Origin of the sequence: Phaeacidiphilus oryzae TH49, assembly GCF_000744815.1 — a bacterium.
Lineage (GTDB): Bacteria > Actinomycetota > Actinomycetes > Streptomycetales > Streptomycetaceae > Phaeacidiphilus > Phaeacidiphilus oryzae.
Genome location: NZ_JQMQ01000005.1, coordinates 4,564,707 through 4,589,893, shown reverse-complemented (window position 1 = coordinate 4,589,893; position 25,187 = coordinate 4,564,707). Strand labels below are relative to the sequence as shown.

At 70.6% G+C, this 25,187-nt stretch carries 17 protein-coding genes and 3 rRNA genes; 4 read left to right on the top strand and 16 right to left on the bottom strand.

Features of this window, described 5'->3' with window-relative positions; genetic code table 11:
• Positions 1–40: 40 nt before the first annotated feature.
• The 9 genes from BS73_RS36490 to ahcY all read right to left on the bottom strand — a co-directional run bounded on the left by BS73_RS36490 (position 41) and on the right by ahcY (position 14,243).
• Entirely contained in the window at positions 41–2,014 is a 1,974-nt protein-coding gene (locus BS73_RS36490) for an LpqB family beta-propeller domain-containing protein (protein WP_152617702.1), read from the bottom strand.
• Positions 2,015–2,039: 25 nt separating this feature from the next.
• Positions 2,040–4,565 carry an MtrAB system histidine kinase MtrB gene (gene mtrB / locus BS73_RS24115; RefSeq protein WP_051940402.1) on the bottom strand — a complete coding sequence of 842 codons (2,526 nt, stop codon included), beginning with the start codon at positions 4,563–4,565 and terminating at the stop codon, positions 2,040–2,042.
• Between the two features lies 1 nt (position 4,566).
• Entirely contained in the window at positions 4,567–5,244 is a 678-nt protein-coding gene (mtrA, locus tag BS73_RS24110; RefSeq protein WP_037575829.1) for an MtrAB system response regulator MtrA, read from the bottom strand.
• A 15-nt stretch (positions 5,245–5,259) separates the two neighbouring features.
• On the bottom strand, positions 5,260–6,396 hold the full coding sequence (mtnA, locus tag BS73_RS24105; RefSeq protein WP_037575828.1) for an S-methyl-5-thioribose-1-phosphate isomerase: 1,137 nt from the start codon (positions 6,394–6,396) through the stop codon (positions 5,260–5,262).
• Between the two features lie 84 nt (positions 6,397–6,480).
• Positions 6,481–6,597 (bottom strand): 5S ribosomal RNA (gene rrf / locus BS73_RS24100).
• A 67-nt stretch (positions 6,598–6,664) separates the two neighbouring features.
• Positions 6,665–9,782: ribosomal RNA gene (locus BS73_RS24095) — 23S ribosomal RNA — on the bottom strand.
• Positions 9,783–10,069: 287 nt separating this feature from the next.
• Positions 10,070–11,585 (bottom strand): 16S ribosomal RNA (locus tag BS73_RS24090).
• Together the 16S, 23S and 5S rRNA genes form the textbook arrangement of a ribosomal RNA operon.
• A 432-nt stretch (positions 11,586–12,017) precedes the next feature.
• Positions 12,018–12,662 (bottom strand): hypothetical protein, encoded by a 645-nt coding sequence (locus BS73_RS24085; RefSeq protein WP_037575827.1) that lies wholly within the window; start codon positions 12,660–12,662, stop codon positions 12,018–12,020.
• 126 nt (positions 12,663–12,788) lie between these two features.
• A complete protein-coding gene (gene ahcY / locus BS73_RS24080) occupies positions 12,789–14,243 on the bottom strand; it encodes an adenosylhomocysteinase (protein ID WP_037575816.1) in 1,455 nt (484 codons plus the stop codon).
• 335 nt (positions 14,244–14,578) lie between these two features.
• Here ahcY and BS73_RS24075 point away from each other — a divergent pair, with 335 nt between their 5' ends.
• From BS73_RS24075 to BS73_RS38340, 3 genes are read left to right on the top strand one after another with little or no spacing between them, the layout of a single operon-like run.
• Positions 14,579–15,613, top strand: coding sequence for a heavy metal-binding domain-containing protein (locus BS73_RS24075; protein ID WP_084704313.1), 1,035 nt, complete (start codon positions 14,579–14,581; stop codon positions 15,611–15,613).
• Positions 15,614–15,671: 58 nt separating this feature from the next.
• Positions 15,672–16,508, top strand: coding sequence for a heavy metal-binding domain-containing protein (locus BS73_RS24070; RefSeq protein WP_200886726.1), 837 nt, complete (start codon positions 15,672–15,674; stop codon positions 16,506–16,508).
• Positions 16,509–16,520: 12 nt separating this feature from the next.
• Complete coding sequence (locus BS73_RS38340) at positions 16,521–16,952, top strand: hypothetical protein (RefSeq protein ID WP_051940398.1); 432 nt, start codon at positions 16,521–16,523, stop codon at positions 16,950–16,952.
• Positions 16,953–17,114: 162 nt separating this feature from the next.
• Here BS73_RS38340 and BS73_RS24060 read toward each other — a convergent pair whose 3' ends face one another.
• The 6 genes from BS73_RS24060 to BS73_RS24035 form a co-directional block, all read right to left on the bottom strand.
• On the bottom strand, positions 17,115–18,053 hold the full coding sequence (locus BS73_RS24060; RefSeq protein ID WP_037575798.1) for a cation diffusion facilitator family transporter: 939 nt from the start codon (positions 18,051–18,053) through the stop codon (positions 17,115–17,117).
• Positions 18,050–19,267: a mannose-6-phosphate isomerase, class I gene (gene manA / locus BS73_RS24055; protein WP_037575796.1), complete on the bottom strand. Its 1,218-nt coding sequence runs from the start codon at positions 19,265–19,267 to the stop codon at positions 18,050–18,052. Before manA ends, BS73_RS24060 begins: the two co-directional genes overlap by 4 nt.
• A 67-nt stretch (positions 19,268–19,334) precedes the next feature.
• Positions 19,335–20,501 (bottom strand): SIS domain-containing protein, encoded by a 1,167-nt coding sequence (locus BS73_RS24050; RefSeq protein ID WP_037575794.1) that lies wholly within the window; start codon positions 20,499–20,501, stop codon positions 19,335–19,337.
• Positions 20,502–20,562: 61 nt separating this feature from the next.
• On the bottom strand, positions 20,563–20,790 hold the full coding sequence (locus tag BS73_RS24045; RefSeq protein ID WP_037575793.1) for a Trm112 family protein: 228 nt from the start codon (positions 20,788–20,790) through the stop codon (positions 20,563–20,565).
• Between the two features lie 88 nt (positions 20,791–20,878).
• Positions 20,879–22,282 carry a phosphomannomutase/phosphoglucomutase gene (locus tag BS73_RS24040; protein WP_037575791.1) on the bottom strand — a complete coding sequence of 468 codons (1,404 nt, stop codon included), beginning with the start codon at positions 22,280–22,282 and terminating at the stop codon, positions 20,879–20,881.
• 75 nt (positions 22,283–22,357) lie between these two features.
• Positions 22,358–22,843: a DUF3499 domain-containing protein gene (locus BS73_RS24035; RefSeq protein WP_084704312.1), complete on the bottom strand. Its 486-nt coding sequence runs from the start codon at positions 22,841–22,843 to the stop codon at positions 22,358–22,360.
• 67 nt (positions 22,844–22,910) lie between these two features.
• Here BS73_RS24035 and BS73_RS24030 point away from each other — a divergent pair, with 67 nt between their 5' ends.
• Positions 22,911–23,426, top strand: coding sequence for a metallopeptidase family protein (locus tag BS73_RS24030; RefSeq protein ID WP_037580842.1), 516 nt, complete (start codon positions 22,911–22,913; stop codon positions 23,424–23,426).
• A 183-nt stretch (positions 23,427–23,609) separates the two neighbouring features.
• Here the strand turns inward: BS73_RS24030 and BS73_RS24025 are convergent, their stop codons facing one another.
• Positions 23,610–25,184 carry a DUF5719 family protein gene (locus tag BS73_RS24025; RefSeq protein WP_051940396.1) on the bottom strand — a complete coding sequence of 525 codons (1,575 nt, stop codon included), beginning with the start codon at positions 25,182–25,184 and terminating at the stop codon, positions 23,610–23,612.
• Between the last annotated feature and the right edge of the window lie 3 nt (positions 25,185–25,187).

The window sequence follows — 25,187 nt, the reverse complement described above, 5'->3', positions numbered from 1 at the left end:
CGGCACGGGCCCTTACAGGGACCCCTTACCCGGGGGCCCCTTACCCGGGGTAAGTCGGCGCCCCCCCGCCGGGGGACAGCGCCCGCCAGCTGGTGTTCTGCTGGAGGCGGTAGACGGTGCCCGCGGAGCCCGAGTCGGCCAGCAGCGGCTGCGAGGCCGCGAGGGACGCGGAGACCGTCGTCATCCCCTCGACCATCGGCACCTGCGCGGCCCCCGGCGCCGCCGGCGACCCGTCGGTGTCCACGTACTCCAGCTCCTTCGCCCCGCCGGACGGACGGCCCAGCACGATCAGCCCGTCGTCCGCCACCCAGGACATCGAGTACACGTCCACCAGCTGCGGAGCCACCGGACGCAGCCCGCCGATGGTGAACGAGGGTGCGTCCACCCGCCCGGCCCGGACCACCTGGCCCAGCCACAGGGTGCTCTGCCCGCCCTGCGCCAGCCGCAACGCGATCCGCGTGCCGTCCGCGGACACCCGCAGCCCCTTGACCTGCCGCCCACCGAGCCCGACCAGCTGCACCGGCACCTGCTTGCCGTTGAGCATCGCCCGCACCTGCGAACCGCCGGCGTCCCCGTCGGCCACCCACAGCGTCCCGGTCCCGTCCCAGCTCGGCGCCGAGAGCGAGCCGCTGGAGCTGGTCAGCCACGGCTGCTTGCCGCCCGTCGACGGGTCGCCGCCCTCCCCGCCCGGCACGGCGGACTCCACATACAGCTGGTGCCCGCCCTTGGTGACCTCGGCGATCCTCGTGTCGCCGACCCGGGAGACGGCGATCGCCCCCGGCCCACCGTCCGCGGTGACCGTCGGCTGACCGAGCCTGACCTGCTGCGCCGTCCCGGAGTCCGGCGCCGCCTTCATCACCTGACCGCCGGAGCCCAGGTAGTACGCCGTGCCCGGATCCTCGGACAGCTGGTCCTGGGACCACTGCCCGGCGCTCGTCGGGTCCACCGAGCAGGCGTCCGAGCCCTTCGTCCCGGAGGCCAGCGACACCTGCTTGACCGCCCCCGAGGAGGCGTCCTGGAGGGTGGTCAGCATCTGGGCGGCCATCTCACGGCAGATGTCCTGCTCCTGGTAGAGACCCCGCACACCGCTCAGGTGGAGGTGGACGGCGCCGCTGTCGTCCGGCGACACCTGGTCGTCCAGCAGCCGCGCCCCGGACGGGAACCCGGAGTAGGCGATGTCCCCGAACCAGGAGGTGGGGCCCTGGAGCAGCGCCCGCGCCGCCTCCGTCACCGGATCCGTGCGGCTGCGCAGGAAGACCGGGTCCGGCACCAGCACCGGCTGGTGGGGATCACCGCCCACCCCGGTCGTCCGGCTGGGGAAGTAGAGGTTGACGGACTGGTAGATCCGCTGGAAGTCGATCTGCTGGAGGATCATCCCGGAGGGCAGGTGGTCGATCCGCCACTGCCCACCGGTCGACCGGTCGTTGACGAAGTCGAAACCGGCGGAGAAGGACCTGTTCCTGGTCTCGGGCTGGTAGGCGGACTGACTGTCCACCGTCGCCACCCGGTCGCCGCTGATCTCTATGTGCACATGCTCGCTGCCCTGCGGGACGACCGAGATGCTCGGCGGGCCGTCCAGCACGGAGATCTGCGCCCCGTACCGCCAGTGCTGCGAGGCCTCGCTGGTCAGGTACTGGCGGGCGGTGGCGAACCCGGACTCGTCGCTGGTCACCGCGTCCAGGAAGTCCATCAGCAGCTGCTTCGGCTGCTCCCCGGCCCGGGGCGGCACCGCGTACACCCGCACCTGGGCGTTCTGCGCGTTCTGGGCGTCCGTCCCGCCGTCCCCCGAGGCCTGGCTGACGGGACCGCTGTCCGGCATGGTCGCGCAGCCGGAGAGCAGCGCCGCCGAGAGCGCGGCCACCAGCACGCCGAGGGCGCGCACCCGCCGGCGCCGCCGCTGCGGGGACACCCGGGCGGCGGGGAGCCGGGCCGGCAACGGCCGCTTGGGCGGCTGCTCCGGCTGCTCGGGCCGCCCCAGCTGCTCGGGCCGCTCCGGACGCGCCGGCTGCTCCAACCGCGCCGGCCGCTCCGGCCGCAGCTCAGAGATCGGCTTCGGGCTCTCGGCCGTCCGCTGCGGGGGTACCCGCAGCGGCGGCATCCGCCGGGGACTCGCCGTCCCCGGCCGCGCCGTCTCGGGCCGCGTCGACGCGCCGCCCGTCGCGCCCGGCGTCTCCGCCGTGCTCGGCGTCGCCGCCGCGCTCGCCCTGCTCGCCCGCATCTCGCCGAGCCTCCCCGCCGTTCACCGTTTCCTGTTGCTGCCCGCCGACCCGGCGGACCACCAGCTGCGAACCCGTGCTCCAACTGCTCGCCGAGCCGAGGACGTCCGACGGCGCGACGGCCGCCCCGGCGTTCCCCGCGCCGGAGGCGCCCCCCGCCCCGGTGTTCCCGGCCGATCCCGCGGAACCCGAGGTTCCGGCGGGGCCGGCCGTCACGGCGGGCCCGCCCGTGAAGCCGGCGACGGCTCCCGTCGTGGAGGCCCCGCCCGGGAGCGCCGGCGGCTGAGCCTTCGGCTCCTCCGCGCTCCGCGCGCCCCCGGCGATCGCCCGGCGCTGGAACGGTACCCCGGACGCCCCGAGCCCCCGGTTGCCCCGGGAGTCCTCCGGCTCCAGCGGCATCGGGGAGCGCCGCAGCTCGGCCCCGACGCTCCGCGGCAGGGTCAGCCGGAACTGCGAACCGCCGCCCGGCTCGCCCCAGGCCTGGAGCCAGCCGCCGTGCAGATTGGCGTCCTCCAGCGCGATGGACAGCCCCAGCCCGGTGCCTCCGGTGGTCCGGGCCCGTGCCGGGTCCGCCCGCCAGAAGCGGTGGAACACCCTGGACGCCTCACCCGGCTTCAGGCCGATCCCGTGATCCCGCACGCCGACGGCCACGGCCTCCTCCGAGGCCGCGATCCTGACCACCACATCACGGCCCTCGCCGTGCTCCAGCGCGTTGACCACCAGGTTCCGCAGCACCCGCTCGATCCGCCGGGGGTCGATCTCGGCCACCGCCGCGCGCTCGTCCCCGACCACCAGCACCTGGCTGCCCTTGACCCGGGCCAGCGGGTCGGCCGACTCCACCACCCGCTGCACCACCTCGCGCAGGTCGACTGGCTCGGCCTCCAGCACGGCGGCGCCCGCGTCGAACCTGCTGATCTCCAGCAGATCGGCGAGCAGCGACTCGAACCGGTCCAGCTGGGTCTGCAGCAGCTCGGCCGAGCGCGCCGAGGAGGCGTCGGCGAAGTCCTCGCGCGCCTCGTAGAGGAGGTCGGCGGCCATCCGCACGGTGGTCAGCGGGGTGCGCAGCTCGTGGGAGACGTCCGAGACGAACCGCCGCTGCATCCGGGACAGCTCCTTGAGCTGCCGGATCTGCGTCTGGAGCGCGGCGGCCATCTTGTTGAAGGACTCGCCGAGCCGGGCGATGTCGTCGGTGCCGCTGACCTTCATCCGCTCCTCGAGCCGGCCGGCGGCCAGCCGCTCGGAGATCCCGGCCGCGATCCGCACCGGCGCCACGACCTGGCGAACCACCAGCCAGGCGATCGCGCCGAGCAGGATCACCACGAAGACCCCGGCGATCGCCAGCGTCTCGGTGACCAGCCCCAGCGTCTTGGAGTCCTCCTGGAACGGGAAGAGGAAGTACAGCTGGTACGGCTGGTTGTCGGGGCCGGAGAGCTGGCGGCCGATCACGATGCCAGGCGTGCTGGTCTGCTGGCCGCTCCCGGTCTCCCGGACGATCTGGGTGTACGCCTCCTGCTGCTGCCCGGTGGAGGCCAGCGCCTCCTGCATCGACTCAGGAACGCTGCTCGGCACCACGTCGTTGCTGGTCCGAGGGCCGCGAATACCGGAGCTGTCCACGCCCCCGGCCCCACCGGCCGACCCTGCGGCACCGGACGATCCGGCGGAGTCGGAGACCCCCGCCGAGGTGGCGGACGGCGGGACCATCGCCACCACCGAGTAGTCCCCGGCACCGCTGGACCGCTGGGTGACCTGGGTCAGCCAGGTGCCCATGTCGAGCTGGGAGCCGCCCTGCCCGCCGCCGGCCGCGGAGGATGCCTGCCCGCTCTCGCTCTGCGCGGTCCGGTTGGCGCCGGACTCGGAGAGCTGGAGCTGAGCCGTCTCGAAGCCGCTGGCCGCCTGGCTGCGCGCGGTCTGCACCTTGGCGTCCAGCAGCCCGTTGCGGACCTGGTTGATCACCACGACGCCGAGCAGCAGCACCACGCCGAGCGAGAGCAGCAGGGTGGTGGCCACCACCCGCAGCTGGATGGACCGGCGCCAGAGCGCCCGCGCCCGGCGGAAGAGTCCCTTGCCGCGCCGGAGCACCAGCGCGGCCACGCCCAGCAGCGGCTGCATCCGCGCGGCGCCGTGCCGGGCGGGCGGGGGGAGAGCCCGCTCCCGCCCCTGGGCGGCCTGTGCGGGCCGCTCGTCCTGCGACGCCTGGCCGGGGTGCCCGGCGCGGCCGGGCTGGCCGACGTGGCCGGTCTGGCCGGCGTGGCCGGTCTGCACCTCGTCCTCGCGCAGCCCGCGCGGGACCGACCGCCCGCCGTCGTCTCCCGGCGAGGCGGTCGCGACGGTGGGGGTCGATCCGCTCATATCAGCTGGGTCCCGCCTTGTACCCGACACCACGCACCGTCACCACGATCTCGGGCCGCTCCGGATCCTTCTCGATCTTGGAGCGAAGCCGCTGGACATGGACGTTCACCAGCCGCGTGTCAGCCGCGTGCCGGTACCCCCAGACCTGCTCCAGCAGCACCTCGCGGGTGAAGACCTGCCACGGCTTGCGCGCCAGCGCCACCAGCAGGTCGAACTCCAGCGGGGTGAGCGGGATGCTGCGGCCGTCGCGCTTCACGGAGTGCCCGGCCACGTCGATCACCAGGTCGCCGATGGCCAGCTGCTCCGGCGTCGGCTCCTCGGCCCGACGCAGGCGCGCACGGACCCGCGCGACCAGTTCCTTCGGCTTGAACGGCTTGACGACGTAGTCGTCGGCCCCGGACTCCAGGCCGACCACGACGTCGACGGTGTCGCTCTTGGCCGTGAGCATCACGATGGGCACCCCGGACTCGGCCCGGATCTGCCGGCAGACGTCGATCCCGTCCCGCCCCGGAAGCATGAGGTCGAGCAGCACGAGGTCTGGTTTGGTGTCGCGGAAGACACCGAGAGCCTTGTCGCCGTCGGCGACGAAAGACGGTTCGAAACCCTCGCCACGCAGCACGATGCCCAGCATCTCCGCGAGCGCGGTGTCGTCATCGACGATAAGGACGCGTCCCTTCATCCGCCCATAGTCTCATTACCGCTCCGTGATCTGGGCCACGGACGGCAGAGAGATCCGCCACTCCTCCGACGACTCCGGCACCTGGACCCCGGATTCCAGGACAAATGCGCTCACCAGGGACGGCGGCACGATATCGAAGGCGGGGTTGTACGCCGCCGCTCCGGCCGGGGCCACCGCATGACCGGCGAACTCGGTCAGCTCCTGGGCGGCCCGCTGCTCCACCACGATCGACTCCGCGTCCTCCGTGCTCAGATCCACCGTGCTCTCCGGCGCCACCACCAGAAAGGGCACCTTGTGGTGCCGGGCCAGCACCGCCAGCGGGTAGCTGCCCACCTTGTTCGCCGTGCTGCCGTCCGCGGCGATCCGGTCGGCCCCGATCAGCACCGCGTCGACCTCCCCCGCAGCGAAGAGCGAGCCGGCCGCGTTGTCCGCCAGGATCGTGTACGGCATACCGGCCCGGGAGGCCTCGTAGGCGGTGAGCCGGGAGCCCTGGAGAAGCGGACGGGTCTCGTCCACCCACAGCCGGGCCAGCCGGCCCCGCCGGTGGAGGGCCAGCGCGACGGCGAAGGCCGTGCCCTCCCCGCCGGAGACCAGGCTGCCGGTGTTGCAGTGGGTCAGCAGCCGCAGCCCGCCCGCCCCCGGCAGCAGCTCGTCCAGGAGACCGGACCCGAGCTCGCCCATTCGGCGGCTGGCGTCCGCGTCCTCACTGTGCAGCTTGCGAGCGGCCGCGAGTGCGGCGGCCGCGGCGACCTGAAAGGCCCGGGAATCGTCGGCGAGCGGCTCGTCCTCGTCGGCATGCCGCTCGCCGTACTCCTTGAGCGCTGCTTCATAGGCCTGAAGGGCCCGGCGTACTCCGAGGGAGAGATTGACCGCCGTCGGACGCGCATTCGCCAACCGCTCGGCGGCGTCGGCGACCTCGAATCCGCGGGCGGCGGCCAGCGCCACGCCGTACGCCCCCACGAGTCCGAGGAGTGGTGCCCCGCGCACGGCCAGCCGACGGACGGCCTCCACCAGGGTGGGAATGCTCGTGCACACCAACTCGGCTTCGATGTTCGGCAGTTGGGTCTGGTCCAGCAGTACGAGCGCCGGCCCTTCCGGGCCCTCCTCCCACCGGAGCGCCTGGATCGGTGACAGCGCGTCAGAAGCAACCATCGCCCCAGTCTGCACCCCGCACGGGAAACAAAAAAGGGGCTCTCCCCGGTACATGACCGGGGAGAGCCCCTTTTTTGAATGTTTGTTCGGCGGCGTCCTACTCTCCCACACCCTCCCGAGTGCAGTACCATCGGCGCTGGCCAGCTTAGCTTCCGGGTTCGGAATGTAACCGGGCGTACCCTGACCGCCATGACCACCGAAACACTATGAAGAAATCTGCCTGTGGCAGGCTGTTTCTTCAGAACAACACAGTGGACGCGGAGCAACTATGGACAAGCCCTCGGCCTATTAGTACCGGTCACCTCCACCCCTCACAGGGCTTCCAGACCCGGCCTATCAACCCAGTCGTCTACTGGGAGCCTTACCCCAACAAGTGGGTGGGAGTCCTCATCTCGAAGCAGGCTTCCCGCTTAGATGCCTTCAGCGGTTATCCCTCCCGAACGTAGCCAACCAGCCATGCCCTTGGCAGAACAACTGGCACACCAGAGGTTCGTCCGTCCCGGTCCTCTCGTACTAGGGACAGCCCTTCTCAAGACTCCAACGCGCACAGCGGATAGGGACCGAACTGTCTCACGACGTTCTAAACCCAGCTCGCGTACCGCTTTAATGGGCGAACAGCCCAACCCTTGGGACCTACTCCAGCCCCAGGATGCGACGAGCCGACATCGAGGTGCCAAACCATCCCGTCGATATGGACTCTTGGGGAAGATCAGCCTGTTATCCCCGGGGTACCTTTTATCCGTTGAGCGACGGCGCTTCCACAAGCCACCGCCGGATCACTAGTCCCTACTTTCGTACCTGCTCGACCCGTCAGTCTCACAGTCAAGCTCCCTTGTGCACTTACACTCACCACCTGATTGCCAACCAGGCTGAGGGAACCTTTGGGCGCCTCCGTTACCCTTTAGGAGGCAACCGCCCCAGTTAAACTACCCACCAGACACTGTCCCTGATCCGGATCACGGACCCAGGTTAGACATCCAGCACGACCAGACTGGTATTTCAAGATTGACTCCACCACCACTGGCGTGGCGACTTCACCGTCTCCCAGCTATCCTACACAAGCCGAACCGAACACCAATATCAAGCTATAGTAAAGGTCCCGGGGTCTTTCCGTCCTGCTGCGCGAAACGAGCATCTTTACTCGTAGTGCAATTTCACCGGGCCTGTGGTCGAGACAGTCAGGAAGTCGTTACGCCATTCGTGCAGGTCGGAACTTACCCGACAAGGAATTTCGCTACCTTAGGATGGTTATAGTTACCACCGCCGTTTACTGGCGCTTAAGTTCTCAGCCTCGCCCAGACGAATCCAGGCTAACCGGTCCCCTTAACGTTCCAGCACCGGGCAGGCGTCAGTCCGTATACCTCGCCTTACGGCTTCGCACGGACCTGTGTTTTTAGTAAACAGTCGCTTCCCGCTGGTCTCTGCGGCCACCACCAGCTCACACCGCAAGGGTGATCACCAGCAATGGCCCCCCTTCTCCCGAAGTTACGGGGGCATTTTGCCGAGTTCCTTAACCACAGTTCACCCGAACGCCTCGGTATTCTCTACCAGACCACCTGAGTCGGTTTAGGGTACGGGCCGCAACAGCACTCGCTAGAGGCTTTTCTCGACAGCATAGGATCATCCACTTCACCACAACGGCTCGGCATCAGGTCTCAGACTATTGCCAGGCGGATTTGCCTACCTGACGTCCTACACCCTTACCCCGGGACAACCACCGCCCGGGCTGGACTACCTTCCTGCGTCACCCCATCGCTCACCTACTACAAGCTTGGTCCGCCGGCTCCACCACTCCCCCTCACTCCGAAGAGATCAGGGGCGGCTTCACGGGCTTAGCATCACCTGGTTCAGCGCTGGCGCACTGCCACGGGTACCGGAATATCAACCGGTTGTCCATCGACTACGCCTGTCGGCCTCGCCTTAGGTCCCGACTTACCCTGGGCAGATCAGCTTGACCCAGGAACCCTTGGTCAATCGGCGCAGGAGTTTCCCACTCCTGAATCGCTACTCATGCCTGCATTCTCACTCGTGAACCGTCCACCCCTCGCTTCCGCGGAGGCTTCACCCGGCACACGACGCTCCCCTACCCATCCAGACAGGCGTTGGCCCTAATGTCTGAACGACACGACTTCGGCGGTGCGCTTGAGCCCCGCTACATTGTCGGCGCGGAATCACTTGACCAGTGAGCTATTACGCACTCTTTCAAGGGTGGCTGCTTCTAAGCCAACCTCCTGGTTGTCTCTGCGACTCCACATCCTTTCCCACTTAGCACACGCTTAGGGGCCTTAGTCGATGCTCTGGGCTGTTTCCCTCTCGACCATGGAGCTTATCCCCCACAGTCTCACTGCCGCGCTTCACTTACCGGCATTCGGAGTTTGGCTAAGGTCAGTAACCCGGTCAGGCCCATCGCCTATCCAGTGCTCTACCTCCGGCAAGAAACACACGACGCTGCACCTAAATGCATTTCGGGGAGAACCAGCTATCACGGAGTTTGATTGGCCTTTCACCCCTAACCACAGGTCATCCCCCAGGTTTTCAACCCTGGTGGGTTCGGGCCTCCACACGGTCTTACCCGCGCTTCACCCTGCCCATGGCTAGATCACTCCGCTTCGGGTCTTGAGCGTGCTACTGAAAACGCCCTCTTCGGACTCGCTTTCGCTACGGCTACCCCACCCGGGTTAACCTCGCAACACACCGCAAACTCGCAGGCTCATTCTTCAAAAGGCACGCAGTCACGACCAGCAGCAAGCTGCCGGCGACGCTCCCACGGCTTGTAGGCACACGGTTTCAGGTACTATTTCACTCCGCTCCCGCGGTACTTTTCACCATTCCCTCACGGTACTATCCGCTATCGGTCACCAGGGAATATTTAGGCTTAGCGGGTGGTCCCGCCAGATTCACACCAGATTCCTCGAGCCCGGTGCTACTTGGGAAACAAGCAAGCAAGTCGCTGACGTTTCAGCTACGGGGGTCTTACCCTCTACGCCGGGCCTTTCACATGCCCTTCGCCTACACCAACGATTTCTGACTCACCCAGCCTCCGGCAGAAGACTGAAGCTCGCTCCCACAACCCCGCCTGCGCAACCCCTGCCGGGTCTCACACACAAACGGTTTAGCCTCATCCGGTTTCGCTCGCCACTACTCCCGGAATCACGGTTGTTTTCTCTTCCTGCGGGTACTGAGATGTTTCACTTCCCCGCGTTCCCTCCACACTGCCTATGCGTTCAGCAGCGGGTGACGACCCATGACGATCGCCGGGTTTCCCCATTCGGACACCCCCGGATCAAAGCTCGGTTGACAGCTCCCCGGGGCCTATCGCGGCCTCCCACGTCCTTCATCGGTTCCTGGTACCAAGGCATCCACCGTGCGCCCTTAAATACTTGGCCACAGATGCTCGCGTCCACTGTGCAGTTCTCAAGCAACAACCAACCACCCACCTCACCAAGCATGGGGTCGGCACTGAAGACACATCCGTGCCCTCAGGACCCAACAGCGCGCCCAGCACGTCGAGTCGGCGATCACCCGCGTTCCACGCCCCGAAGGGCAGTACTAGCGGTGTCACCACACTCAACGCGCCGAATAGTCAACGTTCCACCCATGAGCTACCACCGCCGGACGTGTGCCGGCGTAGTGGCCTCTGCACCCGCTTACGCGGATGAGAAGTGCTCCTTAGAAAGGAGGTGATCCAGCCGCACCTTCCGGTACGGCTACCTTGTTACGACTTCGTCCCAATCGCTGGTCCCACCTTCGACGGCTCCCCCCACAAGGGTTGGGCCACCGGCTTCGGGTGTTACCGACTTTCGTGACGTGACGGGCGGTGTGTACAAGGCCCGGGAACGTATTCACCGCAGCATGCTGATCTGCGATTACTAGCGACTCCGACTTCATGGGGTCGAGTTGCAGACCCCAATCCGAACTGAGGCCGGTTTTTTGAGATTCGCTCCACCTTGCGGTATCGCAGCTCATTGTGCCGGCCATTGTAGCACGTGTGCAGCCCAAGACATAAGGGGCATGATGATTTGACGTCGTCCCCACCTTCCTCCGAGTTGACCCCGGCAGTCTCCCGTGAGTCCCCGGCATAACCCGCTGGCAACACAGGACAAGGGTTGCGCTCGTTGCGGGACTTAACCCAACATCTCACGACACGAGCTGACGACAACCATGCACCACCTGTACACCGACCACAAGGGGGCGCCCATCTCTGGACGTTTCCGGTGTATGTCAAGCCTTGGTAAGGTTCTTCGCGTTGCGTCGAATTAAGCCACATGCTCCGCCGCTTGTGCGGGCCCCCGTCAATTCCTTTGAGTTTTAGCCTTGCGGCCGTACTCCCCAGGCGGGGAACTTAATGCGTTAGCTGCGGCACCGACGACGTGGAATGTCGCCAACACCTAGTTCCCAACGTTTACGGCGTGGACTACCAGGGTATCTAATCCTGTTCGCTCCCCACGCTTTCGCTCCTCAGCGTCAGTAATGGCCCAGAGATCCGCCTTCGCCACCGGTGTTCCTCCTGATATCTGCGCATTTCACCGCTACACCAGGAATTCCGATCTCCCCTACCACACTCCAGCCTGCCCGTATCGAATGCAGACCCGGGGTTAAGCCCCGGGCTTTCACATCCGACGCGACAGGCCGCCTACGAGCTCTTTACGCCCAATAATTCCGGACAACGCTCGCACCCTACGTATTACCGCGGCTGCTGGCACGTAGTTAGCCGGTGCTTCTTCTGCAGGTACCGTCACTTGCGCTTCTTCCCTGCTGAAAGAGGTTTACAACCCGAAGGCCGTCATCCCCCACGCGGCGTCGCTGCATCAGGCTTGCGCCCATTGTGCAATATTCCCCACTGCTGCCTCCCGTAGGAGTCTGGGCCGTGTCTCAGTCCCAGTGTGGCCGGTCGCCCTCTCAGGCCGGCTACCCGTCGTCGCCTTGGTAGGCCATCACCCCACCAACAAGCTGATAGGCCGCGGGCTCATCCTGGATCGCCGGAGCTTTCCACCCCCCACCATGCGGAGGAGGGTCATATCCGGTATTAGCACCGGTTTCCCGGTGTTATCCCAGAATCCAGGGCAGATTGCCCACGTGTTACTCACCCGTTCGCCACTGATCCACCCCGAAGGGCTTCACCGTTCGACTTGCATGTGTTAAGCACGCCGCCAGCGTTCGTCCTGAGCCAGGATCAAACTCTCCGTGAATGCTTTAAAATAGAGCATCACGCAGAGGATGTGAATCCTCGCTGTGATTCTTCAAAGGAACCTCGCCGCCTCGGAAACCGAGACAGACGGGGTGTTTTATAGTCTGGCGTTGACTTTTGGCACGCTGTTGAGTTCTCAAGGAACGGACGCTTCCTTCGGGCCGGTATCCCTCCGGCGCCTCCGGGCGCTTCGTTCGTTTTCCACCTTACCAGACCGTTTCCGGCGGTTCGGTTTCCGTCTTTCCTTCGGCCTTTCGGCCTCCGTTCCGACGAGAGAGACTTTAGCGGATCACTTCCCCCGCAGCCAAATTGGACCGCAGTGCGTTAATCCGAAGATCTCTCAGAGTTTTGTCGACCGCCCGGAACCAGTGCGTCGAGCGACGCACCTCCTCGGGGGCAACTCGGAGTACGTTACACGTCGCTGCGGCCGGGGTCAAACCCCCTGATTGGGTGGTGTGTCCAGGTCCTCCAGCTCGACCCCCGGGGCCGCCAGGAGGACGTCGCCGGCGATGTGGAGGGTGGACTGCTCCCCCGTCTCCAGGTCCGCGACCGTGTACCGCTCGACGGTGAGGGGCCCGTTGTCAGTGGGGTGTGCTTCGCTTCCCTCGTAGGTCCACCCCTGGTCGAGGGTGCGCGCGGCGAGCACGGGGTGGGCGAGGGCGACCAGGCGGAGCCGCGTTGTGGCGCCCGGTCGCAGGCCGCCGGGGGCGGCTCTGAGGATGCGGGCGGCCGCCAGGGCGAATGCCGGGGAGCGGCCGGTGAAGGCGTGGGCGTGGGCGTTGCCGTCGGTGGTGTGCTCGGCGGTGGTGTCCGGGTCCATGTCCAGGGGGGTGCGTACCCAGCTGAGGCCGTCCATCAGGCCTCCCCTGATCTGCCAGGCGCCGGCCCGGAGTTGGAGCCGGACGGGGCGGCCGAGGGAGTCCAGGGTGAGGTCGACGGAGCCGTCGGGGGTGCCGTCCGGAGCGAAGGTGCTGGAGACGTAGCGCCACCCGGAGGGGCCGGGGGCGCAGGAGAAGCGTTCGTCGCCGAGGGGGGTGTCGTCGTGGGGGTCGTGGAGCGAGTAGCGGCCGGTGGGCATGGGGGAAGGTCTTTCGGATGCGCCGCAGCGCGCGTCCGAGCGGTGCTCGGGCGCGCGCTGCGGCTGGTGGTCCGGTCGGTCCGGCCGGCGGTCCGGCAGTCGGTCCGGCCGGCGCCGGAGCCGTTGTCAGTACCGGTAGGTGTCCGGCTTGTACGGGCCCTCGACCTGGACGCCGATGTAGGACGCCTGGCCGGGGGTGAGGGTGGTGAGCTTGACGCCGAGGGCGTCGAGGTGGAGGCGGGCGACCTTCTCGTCCAGGTGCTTCGGCAGGACGTAGACGCCGACCGGGTACTCCTCCGGCTTGGTGAAGAGCTCGATCTGCGCGATGGTCTGGTTCGCGAAGGAGTTGGACATCACGAACGACGGGTGACCGGTCGCGTTGCCCAGGTTCAGCAGGCGGCCCTCGGAGAGCACGATGATGGTGTGCCCGTCCGCGAAGCGCCACTCGTGGACCTGCGGCTTGATCTCGGTCTTCTCGATGCCGGGCAGCTTCGCCAGGCCGGCCATGTCGATCTCGTTGTCGAAGTGGCCGATGTTGCCGACGATCGCCTGGTGCTTCATCTGCTCCATGTGCCGCGCCATGATGATGTCGCGGTTGCCGGTGCAGGTGACGAAGATGTCGGCGATGCCGACGACATCCTCCAGGGTGGCGACCTGGTATCCGTCCATGGCGGCCTGGAGGGCGCAGATCGGGTCGACCTCGGTGACGATGACCCGGGCGCCCTGGCCGCGGAGCGACTCGGCGCAGCCCTTGCCGACGTCCCCGTAGCCGCAGACGACCGCGACCTTGCCGCCGATCAGGACGTCGGTGGCGCGGTTGATGCCGTCCACCAGCGAGTGCCGGCAGCCGTACTTGTTGTCGAACTTCGACTTGGTCACCGAGTCGTTGACGTTGATGGCCGGGAAGAGCAGCTGCCCGTCCCGGTGCATCTCGTACAGGCGGTGGACGCCGGTGGTGGTCTCCTCGGTGACGCCCTTGATCTCGGCGGCCGCCTCGGTCCACTTCTTGGGGGTCTCGGCCAGAGTGCGGTTGAGGAGCTTGAGGACGACCTCGAACTCCTCGCTCTCCGCGGTGGACGGGTCGGGGGCCTTGCCGGCCTTCTCGTACTCGACGCCCTTGTGGACCAGCAGCGTCGCGTCGCCGCCGTCGTCCAGGATCATGTTCGGGCCGGGCTGGCCGGGCCAGGTGAGCGCCTGCTCGGTGCACCACCAGTACTCGTCCAGGCTCTCGCCCTTCCAGGCGAAGACCGGGACGCCCTCGGGGTCCTCGGGGGTGCCGTTCGGGCCCACCACGATCGCGGCGGCGGCGTGGTCCTGGGTGGAGAAGATGTTGCAGGAGCACCAGCGGACGTCGGCGCCCAGCGCGGTCAGCGTCTCGATGAGCACCGCGGTCTGCACGGTCATGTGGAGGGAGCCGGTGATGCGGGCGCCGGCGAGCGGCTTGCTCTCGGCGAACTCCTTGCGGATCGCCATCAGGCCGGGCATCTCGTGCTCGGCCAGGCGGATCTCCTTGCGGCCGAAGTCGGCCAGGGAGAGGTCGGCGACCTTGAAGTCGCCCTTGCTGAGGGTGGCGGAAGCCATTCGTACTCCTCGCGGCTGCGAATCGTGCGGTCTCGGCTCAGGGCTGGAGACAGGGGTGGCCATGGCGGCCGTACCCACGGCGCGGGCCATATGACGCACCGTCAGACCGGTGTGCGGACACGACCGGTCTATCACTTCGCTCCAGCTCAGTCCGTCGGAGGTCCTCTCTCCCTCGGCCGGTCCTGGTCGACCGGCCGACCGCCATCAGCAGCGACGTCTGGCTCTCGGATCGAATCTACACCGCTGACCCGGGAGGGCGGTGCTGTCCCCCGGAAGGAAGTAGGCCTAGGGTTCCCGTACGGCGAGTGGCCGCTTCTGACGGGAGTGTGGCGGCGATGGCAGTGGGGCCTGGCGACGACGGGGGCGGTGCGGCCTGGAGCGGAAGCGGGCTGCCGCCGGCGGCGGCGGCGCGTACCGCGGAGGCGGCGAGCAGCGGGACGTGGTCCTCCGCGCTCTCCACCTCGGCCTTCGCCGCGATCCGCTCGGTGGGCTTCGAACCGGTGGGCCAGGTGATGGGCTCGGCGGTCTACTACATCGGGCGCAGCGGGCGGTACTGGGGATATCACGACTGCCTGTACGCCGGGTCCGGGTTCCTCTTCGCCAACATGCCCGCCCAGGTGGCGGTCTCCGGCGCGGGGGCGCCCTCGGCCGGGCTGGTGGACGTGGTGGACCGGGCCCGCAGGACCGCTCTGGGGCGGATGGTCGAGGAGTGCGAGGCGCTGGGCGGGGACGGCGTGGTCTCCGCCGAGCTGACGGTGGCACCGTTCGCGGCGCGGCACGACTGCCTGGAGTTCAAGGTGATCGGCACGGCGGTGCGGGCCCGCGGGGAGGTGCGGCCGCGCCGGCCGTTCACCTGCCATCTGGACGGGCAGGGCTTCGCCAAGCTGGTGGCGGGTGGCTGGATTCCGGTGGAGCTGCTGGTCGGGATGTCGGTGGCGGTGCGACACGACGATCTGGCGACCAGGACGCAGACCTCGTCCTGGCGGAACGTCGAGGTGGGCGGCTGGACCGAGCTGGTGCAGGCGGTCCGGGCGGACGCCCGGGAGCACATCCACCGGCAGGCGGCCCGGCGCGGCGGCGACGGCATCGTGCTGGCCAATGGGAACCTGCGGACGTGGCACGAGCCCTGCTTCCGCTCCGGCGGCTCGGAGCAGGAGGACGCGATCGCCGAGGTGACCATGGTGGGGACGGACATCGCCCGGTTCCGCACATCGGCCCCGGCGCCGCAGACCCTGTCGGTGCTGCCCCTGGGCAACCGGGGCGACCGGCTGCGGCAGCGGCTCGCGGCGGCGGCGAGCAGCCCCTATGCCGACCGCCAGCGGGTCGGGGAACTGGCGGATGAGCTGCGGGACCTGGGGGATCAGGGATGAGCGCCGGGCTGGGGCCGGAGACGGGTTCGGGACTGGGAGTGCGAGTGGGAGTGGCGGGATGAGCGGGCTGGATCCGACGGCGCAGGGGGTGCCGGCCGACGCGATGCGGCGGCTGGCGGACCTGGAGCCGGGCAAGCCGGGGTCGATCTTCACCAGCGATCTGTCGGTGAACGAGTTCCTGCTGGTGCGGGAGGCCGGGTTCCGGCCGATCGGGCTCGTGCTGGGTTCCTCGATCTATCACGTGGGGATCCAGCTGGGCCGGTGGGGCAAGAACCAGGAGCTGGACACCCTCAGCCAGGCGATGTACCACGCCCGCGAGTTGGCGATGACGCGGATGGAGGCCGAGGCCGCGCAGCTGGGCGCGGACGGCATCGTGGGCGTCCGGCTGACCGTCGAGGCACGGGAGTTCGGTTCGGACATCGCGGAGTTCATCGCGATCGGCACGGCGGTCAAGGCGGAGCCGTCCAACCCGGCGCCGCACGGGGGGTCGTGGCGGAACAACAAGGGGCTGCCGTTCACCTCCGACCTGAGCGGCCAGGACTTCTGGACGCTGATCCGGGCGGGGTACGCGCCGCTGGGGATGACGATGGGGACGTGTGTGTACCACATCGCCCACCAGCGGATGGGTGCCGTGTTCTCCAACTTCGGGCGGAACGTCGAGATCGAGCAGTTCACCCAGGCGCTGTACGACGCGCGGGAGTTGGCGATGGCCCGGATGCAGGCGGAGGCCGAGGAGCTGGGCGCGGAGGGGATCGTGGGCGTGCAGTTGAACGCGCACAACCATCGCTGGGGCGGGCATACCACGGAGTTCTTCGCCGTGGGGACGGCGGTGCGGCCGCTGCGGGAGGATCACGAGATCGAGCGGCCGACCATGGTGTTGAGCCTTGACGGGTGAGTCGGAGCGCTGATGTCGGACGTGGTTGAGCCGGGGCCGGGGGATTCCGGTCGTTCCATCGAGGTGGTGGCCGCCGCGTTGCGGCGGGACGCCACTGATCTGGAGGTGTACGCCCAGGTGCTGACCGGGTCGCTGGCGGAGGCGCTGCCGGCCGGGTCGGTGGCGCTGGAGCGGAAGCGGTCGGCGCGGGATCGGCTGTCCGGGCGGCCCGGGCGGGTCGAACGGCTGGAGGTCTCGCTCGGCGAGCGGCGGTTGACGCTTTCGCTGGTGGGGGGCGGCCGGCCGGAGAGCGAGGTGTGCACGGTGGTGCGGGGGGTCGTGCTGTCCCGTAAGCCGGTGGCGCTGGACGAGTGGGTGCTGCTGCTGGCCGAGGAGGTGGCGGCTCGGGCGGAGTCCGATGCGAGGGCGCGCGCGGCGCTGGAGCGGCTGGTGCTGGGGGGCTGAGCTCCTCTCCTGCCCCCAGCCTCCACCCCTTCCCGATCCCCGGCTGCCGCCCCGGACCCGCCCAGCAGCCCCGCTCTGCCGCCCGCGGCAACGAAACGGCGGAGTGGGGCGCCGGTCGCGCAGTTCCGCTGCGCCTCTGCAAGGCCGGCCCTGGCGGCGGGCCTAGTCTCCGGTGCTCGTCCTGGCCTTGGCCGCCTGGTAGATGTCCGGCTCCAGGTAGATGACGCGGGCGATGGGGACGTCCGCGCGGACCCTCGCCTCGGCCTTGTCGATGGCCCGGGCGATCTCCTCGGCGGTGTCGTCGTGGGCCACCGCGATCTTCGCGGCGACCAGGAGCTCTTCGGGGCCCAGGTGGAGGGTGCGCATGTGGATGACGCCGGTGACGGTCTCCCCGTCGGTGAGGGCCGCGCGGATGCGGGCGACCGTGCCCTTGTCGGCGGACTCGCCGAGGAGGAGGGACTTGGTCTCCAGGGCCAGCACGATGGCGATCGCCACCAGCAGGAGGCCGATGCACAGGGTGCCGACGCCGTCCCAGACGCTGCTGCCGGTGGCGATCGTCAGCACCACGCCGAGGAGGGCGAGGACCAGGCCGACCAGGGCTCCGCTGTCCTCCAGGAGGACCACCGGAAGCTCCGGGGCCTTGGCCCGGCGGATGAACTGGAACCAGCCCTGCTTCCCGCGGACCGCGTTGGTCTCCCGCATCGCGGTGAGGAAGGAGTAGCCCTCCATGACGATCGCGAAGAGCAGCACCCCGACCGCCCAGTACCAGGACTCCAGCGGGTGCGGGTGGCGTATCTTCTGCACGCCCTCGTAGACGGCGAAGCAGCCGCCGACCGCGAAGAGGACGACGGCGACCAGGAAGCCGTAGACGTACCGCTCGCGGCCGTAGCCGAACGGGTGCTCCTCGTCGGCCTCGCGCTGCGCCCGCTTGCCGCCGATCAGGAGGAGTACCTGGTTCCCCGAGTCCGCGATCGAGTGCACGCCCTCGGCGAGCATCGAGGAGGAGCCGGTGAAGGCGAAGGCGACGAACTTGCTCACGGCGATGACGAGGTTCGAGGTCAGGGCCGCGACCACGGCCTTGGTGCCGCCCTCGGCGCTCATTCGGTGCTCCCCTCGGAGAGGTTGACGGTTGCCCGGAAGACCGTGCCGCCGGGGGCCACGGCCACCCGGGTGCGGGGGCCCGCCGCCCGGAGGTACGCGGACTCACCTGCGACGAGGCGGATCCCTTCGTCCCCGTCAGTCTCGCTGAGCTCGGCGGAACCCGCCGTGCAGAGGAGGATCTGGGGGGCTCCGGCGTCCAGGACGGCCGGCTCCCCCGGGCCGCCCTCGGGGCGGGTCAGGCGGGAGAGGCGGAAGTCCGGCACCGGCGCCGGGTACAGCAGCTCGCCGGGGACCGCGGTCGGCACGGGGCGGACGACCGTGGGGTCGGTGCCCTCGAAGCGGACGATCCGCAGCAGCTCCGGGACGTCCACGTGCTTGGGGGTGAGCCCGCAGCGCAGCACGTTGTCCGAGTTGGCCATGATCTCCACGCCGAGGCCGCTCAGATACGCGTGCGGGACGCCGGCGCCGAGGTAGAGGGCCTCCCCGGCGGAGAGCCGGACGTGGTTGAGGAGGAGGGCGGCGATGACGCCCGGGTCGCCGGGGTAGTTCTCGGCGACGGCGGTGTAGGCGGCGCGGGCGTGCGGGGACAGCGCGGGGGCGGTCGGCAGGGCGGCGGCGACCGCGTCCACCGGCAGCTGGCCGGGGCCCGCGTCGAGGACCGCCGTCAGCACCTCGCGCAGGGCCTCCGGCTCCGGCTTGGCGCGCAGCGTCTCGACGTAGGGGGCGAGTTCGGGGACGCCGAGCCCGTCCAGCAGCTCCGCGGCCTCGGCGGCCCGGCGGAATCCGCAGAGGCCGTCGAAGTCGCCGAGGGCGACCAGCATCTCCGGCTTGTGGTTGGCGTCCTTGTAGTTGCGGTGCGGGGCGTCGATCGGGACGCCCCGGCGCTCCTCGTCGGCGAAGCCGGCCTTGGCCTGCTCCAGGTCCGGGTGGACCTGGAGGGAGAGCGGCTGGGCCGCGGCCAGCAGCTTGAGGAGGAAGGGCAGCCGGGGACCGAAGCGGGCGACGGTCTCCACGCCGAGCTCGGCCCCGGGATCGGCGGCGATCGCCGCGTCCAGCGCGGCCCCGGCCCGGTCCAGGCGGGACGGGGCGCCGGGGTGGGCGCCCATCCACAGCTCCGCCTGGGGCTCGCCGGTGGGCTCGGCGCCGAGCAGCTCGGGGATGGCCGTTCGGGACCCCCAGGCGTAGGGGCGAACGGTGTTGGTCATTCGGTCCACGGCGTCTCGATCTCCTAAGCGGGCGGCGGCGCGAGCGTCTCACGTCCCGCGTCTCGTGCAGGGGGTCTCAGTGCGCGCTCGCGAGCCTGGTGTACGCGGCGGCGAAGTCTGCGGTGGCGACGAGTTCGGCGAAGGCCGGCAGCGGGTCCGCCCGGGTCGTCGCGAGCTGCTGGACGGGGACCGCGTGCTCCTCGGCGAGCCGGAGGGCGTGCGCGGTGACCCGGCTGGGCTCCATCTCGGTACGCAGCAGGACGAGTTGGGGGCGGGCCCCGGCTCCCGGCTCGGGCTCGGCGACCCGGTCGCGGAAGAAGTCCTCGACGTCCGCCTCCTCGGCGGGGAGCAGCAGGCCGAGGTGGGTGGCGAAGGCCTCGGGGAGGCCCCCGGTCAGGGCCGGGCGGCCGGCCTGCGCGGCGAGCGCGGCGGCGAACCGGTCGGCCGCGGCGGCGGCCAGCGGTCCCTCGCTCCACAGCAGCGGGAGGGTGCCGTCGAGCTCGACGGCGAGGGTCTTGGCCGGGTTGAGGAAGGCGGCGGCGTCCGGGCGGCAGAGGATGGCCGCCTCGTCCAGGGCCTCGGCGACGGCGGAGAGCTGCTCGGCCGGGCAGGAGAGGACGCCGATCCGGTCGGCGAGCGCCAGCGCGGGCACCAGCAGCGGCCAGAACTCGCCACCGGAGCGGCCGGCCGGGCTCAGGGCGCCCTCGGAGCCCGCGTCGCCCTCCGCGGTGCCGGCGGCGCCGGGGCGGAACGGCAGCGGCAGACCGCGGGCCTGGACGGTGGCCTCGGCGAGCGGGCTGCCGGGCGGCGCGACCGAGACGAAGGTGCAGTTGCGGGTGTACGCCTGGGCGGCGAGGGCCGTCAGGCCGGGCTCGCTGCCGTCCGGGGTGAGGGCGAGGACCAGGTCTAGCGCTCCGGCCCAGCCGGGCAGCGCCCACTCGGCGGAGCCGGCGGCGGCGCCGTCCTCCGGGTCGGACTCGGCGGTCGGACGGAGCGTCAGGACCGGCCCCGCGTAGCCGCCGAGGGCCGCCAGGGTGTCCGCGGCCAGCGCCGCCTGGCCCTGTCCGGCGATGAAGACGGCCCGCGGCCTGCCCTCCGGGCGGAGGTCCGCCAGGCCCGCCTCCTCGGCGAGCCGGGCGGCGGTGCGGACCCGGGCCCCGGCGGAGGCGAGCATTCGGAGATCGCCGCGGTCGTCCGCGAGCCGAAGGGCCTCCGGGTCGTCGATCAGCGCCTCGTCGATCATGCGTGCTCTCGGTCGGTCTCTCCGGGGGGCGGCGGTGGCGGTCCGGCGGGTGCGGGGCCGGTCAGGCGGGGCGGCGGGCCTCGTCGACCAGCAGCACCGGGATGCCGTCCCGCACCGGGTAGGCCAGTCCGCAGGCGGACGAGGTGCAGACCAGCTCGACGGCGTCGACGGACCCGGCCGAGCCGGCCGAGTCACCGGAGTCGGCGGACCCGGCGGCCTCCTCGCGGAGCGGGGAACGGCACTCGGGGCAGGCGAAGATCTCCAGCAGGGTCGGGTCGATCGTCGTCATCGCATGCGCTCCACGTCTGCAGCCTGGGTCGGCCGGCCGGCCGTCGTCTTGCGGGGCCAGACTACCCGGCGCCGCCAACGGCCCGCCCTCAGGCGCGGACCAGGCCGAGGACCTCGTCCCGGATCCGGGCCATCGTCTCCTCGTCGTCCGCCTCGACGTTCAGCCGGAGCAGCGGCTCGGTGTTGGACGGGCGGAGGTTGAACCACCAGCTGGCGGTGGAGACGGTCAGCCCGTCCAGCTCGTCCACCGAGGCGCCGGGGCGGCCGGCGAAGGCGGCCCGCACGGCGGCGGTGCGCTCCGCCTGGTCGGCGACGGTGGAGTTGATCTCGCCGGAGGCGGGGTACCGGTCGTACTCGGCGACCAGGGCGGAGAGCGGCTTCGGCTGCGCGCCGAGCTCGGCGAGCACGTGGAGGGCGGCCAGCATCCCGGTGTCGGCCCGCCAGAAGTCGCGGAAGTAGTAGTGCGCGGAGTGCTCGCCGCCGAAGATCGCGCCGGTGCGGGCCATCTCCTGCTTGATGTACGAGTGGCCGACCCGGGTGCGGACCGGGGTGGCCCCCTGGGCGCGGACCACGTCCGGGACGGTGCGCGAGGTGATCAGGTTGTGGATCACCGTCAGGCCGGTCTCGCCGGCGGCCTTGGCGCGCTCCAGCTCGCGCACCGCGACCAGGGCGGTGACGGCCGACGGGGAGACCGGCTCGCCGCGCTCGTCCACCACGAAGCAGCGGTCGGCGTCGCCGTCGAAGGCGAGGCCGATGTCGGCGCCGGTCTCCCGGACCCGGTGCTGGAGATCGACCAGGTTGGCCGGATCCAGCGGGTTGGCCTCGTGGTTGGGGAAGGTCCCGTCCAGCTCGAAGTAGAGCGGGTCGATGTCCAGGGGCAGGCCGGCGAGGACGGTCGGGACGGTGTGCCCCGCCATGCCGTTGCCCGCGTCGACGACGACCTTGAGCGGGCGGCTCGCGGAGAGGTCCACCAGCGAGCGCAGATGGTCGGCGTAGGCCTGGAGGAGGTCCTGGCCGGTGACCGCGCCGGGCTCGGCGCCGGGCCGGGCCGGGAAGGCGACGGTGCGGGCGCCGGTGCCGGGGTCGGTCACCGTCCAGGACTCGACCAGGGCGCGGATCTCGGCCAGGCCGGTCTCCTGGCCGACCGGGCGGGCGCCGGAGCGGCAGAGCTTGATGCCGTTGTAGCGCGCCGGGTTGTGGCTCGCGGTGAACATCGCGCCCGGCAGGTCCAGCTTCCCGCTGGCGAAGTAGAGCTGGTCGGTGGAGCAGAGGCCGATCAGCACGACGTCCGCGCCGTAGCCGGCGGCGCCCTCGGCGAAGGCGCCGGAGAGGCCCGGCGAGGACGGCCGCATGTCGTGGCCGACGACGATCGAGGTCGCGCCGGTGACCTCGACGAAGGCCGCGCCGAAGGCGCGCGCGAGGTCCGCGTCCCACTGGTCCGGGACGACACCGCGGATGTCGTACGCCTTCACGAGCTGGCTGAGGTCTGCCACGTCTGCTCCGTTGTCGGGGTGGTCGTGGGCAGAGGTTATCGCCCCGGCATGACGCCGGGCGCCCGGGATCGGGTGTCAGGCGTCCGGCGAGGGGAGGACGCGGAGGTGTCCTCGGCGGCCGACCTCGGCGGGGTCGGCGGGCGTCCCGCCGTCGCGGCGGCGCGGGTCCTGGCCGCGGCCGGCGGCCGCCGCCTGGTCGCGGCGGTCGCCGGGGGAGCCGGCGGCGTAGCGGTCGTGCGGGCGGGCGGCCTCGCGCACCGCGTTGGCCAGCGCCTCCAGGTCGTCGCTGCTGGGGCGGGGCGGACCGGCGTCCACGGCGAGGCGGACGACCTCCCAGCCGCGGGGGGCGGTGAGGCGCTCGGAGTGCTCGGCGCAGAGGTCGTAGCAGTGCGGCTCGGCATAGGTCGCGAGCGGGCCCAGGACGGCCGTCGAGTCGGCGTAGACGTACGTCAGCGTCGCCACGGCGGGTCGGCCGCACGCGGTCCGCGAACAACGACGTACAGGGCTCACGACGATGGACGGTACCGCACTCCTGACCGGCCCGCGACGACTCTCCCCCACCTCGCGGCCACGTGTCGCCTCCGCGGTCGGGAATCAGCCGGGGTTCGGCCATTAAGCTCGGGTGGTGATGGACGGTGTGCAGAGGCGAAGGCGGCGGGACCGGCACGGACGCGGGCTGCGCGGGCCGCTGGCGCCTCCCCAGATCCCGATCGCGCTGACCCGCTCCGAGCTCTTCGACGACTACGTCCGGGAGTCCGTCGAGCGGCTGGAGCGGATGTGGCCGGAGCTGGCGGACGTCGAGTTCGCGGTGCAGGAGGTGCCGACTCCGGAGGAGGCCGACTCCGCCGGCGGGGCCGAGGGCGGGGCCGCGGGCGGGCGGGCCGCGGAGTCCGAGGAGGAGCTGCTGGCCCGGGCGCTGGGGGGCTGGGGCGCGGAGGAGGAGCCGGACGAGGTGCCGCTGGCCCGGACGGTGCCGGCTCGGCGGGGGGAGCCGGTGCGGATCGTGGTGTACCGGCGGCCGGTGGAGATCCGGGCGCGGGGGCGGGAGGAGCGGGCCGCGCTGGTGCATGACGTGGTGGTGGAGCAGGTGGCCGAGCTGTTGGGGAAGGATCCCGAGGACGTGGATCCGCGGTACGGGGAGTAGGGGCGCGGGGCGGGGGGTTTCGCCTGCGGCGGGCTGTGCTGTGCCCCGGACCCGCCCCTTCCCGAAACCGGGGGGAGGCCCCCGGGCCCCCTGGCCTGGGCTTCGGCGGCTACCGGGGGCGGCAGGGGGCGTCGATGCCGGGTGCGGCGCCGTAGGGGGCTGGTCGCGCAGTTCCCCGCGCCCCTAACTTGCGCCTTCGGCGCTGCGGTCGGGGCGGTGTCGCTGGGCGCGCCCGCGCGGCGGAGCCGCGGATGACCGAGCCCCGCGCCCCTTACTTGCGCCTTCGGCGCTGCGGTCGGGGCGGGGCGGTGCCGGGGCGCTACTCCTGGGGGGTTTTCGGGTTCGGGTGGGTGCGGGGACGGTCACCGCGCTGCGGTCGTACGGGAGGGGCTGGAGGGTGAAGAGGCCGCCGGAGGCGGTCTGCAGGCGGGCGGCGTAGACGGCGGGGCTGCTCGGGGTGAGGGTGGCCGCGGTCGCGCCGGAGGGGACCGGGACGGCGGTCGTCGCGCCGGGCTGGATCTGGACGGTCTTGCCGCCCGCGCCGGAGAAGTCCAGCTTCACCGACGCGGCCGGGCCGGACGCGGTCAGCAGCAGGGTGGCTCCGGACTGGAGGCCGGCGACCGTCGCCCTGGCGCCCACCGCCGCGCTGCCGCCCAGCCAGGACTCGTCGCTGCCGCGGCCCACGCGGACGCCGGCGACCACGGGGACCGCGCCGGAGGCGCCGCTCGGGCTGAGGCGGAGGGTCGCCGGCTGGCCGTGGGTGACGGCGCCGAGGTCGACGACGGTGGCGCTGCCCGCCGAGACGTGCACGGTCTCGTGCCCGGCGGGGGTGATCCAGCCGGTCTGGGAGGCGAGTTGGACCTTGAGGTCGGCGTCCTCCTCCCCCGGATCGGCGACGATCAGCCGGGCGTCCTTGGTGTCGCCCGGGAGGCCGGGGACGGTGACGGTGCTGCCGGCCTGGGTGGCGGGGATCCAGTCGGCGCCGCTGCTGCCGTCGTCGGCGTAGAGCGAGGCGGCGACCCGGCCGCTGTGCACCATCACGTGGGCGGCCAGGTCGGTCGAGTTGATCGCGCCGTTGACCAGCTTGCCGATCGACTGGTCCAGGGTGCTGCCGGGCTGCACGGTGAGGTCGGCGGCCGTGGTGTTGTCGGCCTCCCCGTCCGGGCCGAAGAGCTGGACGGAGACCGAGGCGGCGACGCTCTCGGTGTTGGTGAGGAGAAGACGGTCGGCGCGGCCCTGGGCGGCGCTGGTGCCGGCGAACCAGAAGTCGGTGCCGGGAGCCGTGCAGGCGGTGCCGGTCAGGGCCCGGCTGCTGGTGGTGGTCTGTTCGACCGTCAGGCCGGGGGCCAGCCGGCCGCTGCCGTCGGCGGAGACGGCGGCCGAGCCGGCCGCGGCCTTGGCGGTGGTCTGGCCGCCCGGACTGCCGAGGGTGGCCAGCGGCTTGCCGGCGCCGGCGCCGGCGGCCGCGACCGGGGTGAGGGCGGCGGAGTCGGGTTCGCTGCCGGCGGCGGCGTTCGACGTGGCGTCGGGGGCCGGACCGGGCGCCGTCAGGGCGTATCGCGTGCTCGCCGAGGAGGTGCCCTGCGGGGGAGGGCAGACCAGGCTGCTGGTCTGCACCTGGGCGTGCAGCGGTGTGGCGCCCGCGCCCGGGCCCGAGGCGGAGACCGCCGTCGGCTGGTCGGCCTCGGCGATGCCGAAGGCGGCCGCGAGGAGGACGAGGGCGGCCAGCAGGGACTGGGTGGTGCGGTTGATTCCCATGCC

Excerpts from the sequence above, each read along its gene's own strand:
- mtrB (WP_051940402.1), bottom strand. The coding sequence starts at position 4,565 with ATGAGCGGATCGACCCCCACCGTCGCGACCGCCTCGCCGGGAGACGAC.
- mtrA (WP_037575829.1), bottom strand. The coding sequence starts at position 5,244 with ATGAAGGGACGCGTCCTTATCGTCGATGACGACACCGCGCTCGCGGAG.
- mtnA (WP_037575828.1), bottom strand. The coding sequence starts at position 6,396 with ATGGTTGCTTCTGACGCGCTGTCACCGATCCAGGCGCTCCGGTGGGAG.
- BS73_RS24085 (WP_037575827.1), bottom strand. The coding sequence starts at position 12,662 with ATGCCCACCGGCCGCTACTCGCTCCACGACCCCCACGACGACACCCCC.
- ahcY (WP_037575816.1), bottom strand. The coding sequence starts at position 14,243 with ATGGCTTCCGCCACCCTCAGCAAGGGCGACTTCAAGGTCGCCGACCTC.
- BS73_RS24075 (WP_084704313.1), top strand. The coding sequence starts at position 14,579 with ATGGCAGTGGGGCCTGGCGACGACGGGGGCGGTGCGGCCTGGAGCGGA.
- BS73_RS24070 (WP_200886726.1), top strand. The coding sequence starts at position 15,672 with ATGAGCGGGCTGGATCCGACGGCGCAGGGGGTGCCGGCCGACGCGATG.
- BS73_RS38340 (WP_051940398.1), top strand. The coding sequence starts at position 16,521 with ATGTCGGACGTGGTTGAGCCGGGGCCGGGGGATTCCGGTCGTTCCATC.
- BS73_RS24060 (WP_037575798.1), bottom strand. The coding sequence starts at position 18,053 with ATGAGCGCCGAGGGCGGCACCAAGGCCGTGGTCGCGGCCCTGACCTCG.
- BS73_RS24050 (WP_037575794.1), bottom strand. The coding sequence starts at position 20,501 with ATGATCGACGAGGCGCTGATCGACGACCCGGAGGCCCTTCGGCTCGCG.
- BS73_RS24045 (WP_037575793.1), bottom strand. The coding sequence starts at position 20,790 with ATGACGACGATCGACCCGACCCTGCTGGAGATCTTCGCCTGCCCCGAG.
- BS73_RS24030 (WP_037580842.1), top strand. The coding sequence starts at position 22,911 with ATGGACGGTGTGCAGAGGCGAAGGCGGCGGGACCGGCACGGACGCGGG.
- BS73_RS24025 (WP_051940396.1), bottom strand. The coding sequence starts at position 25,184 with ATGGGAATCAACCGCACCACCCAGTCCCTGCTGGCCGCCCTCGTCCTC.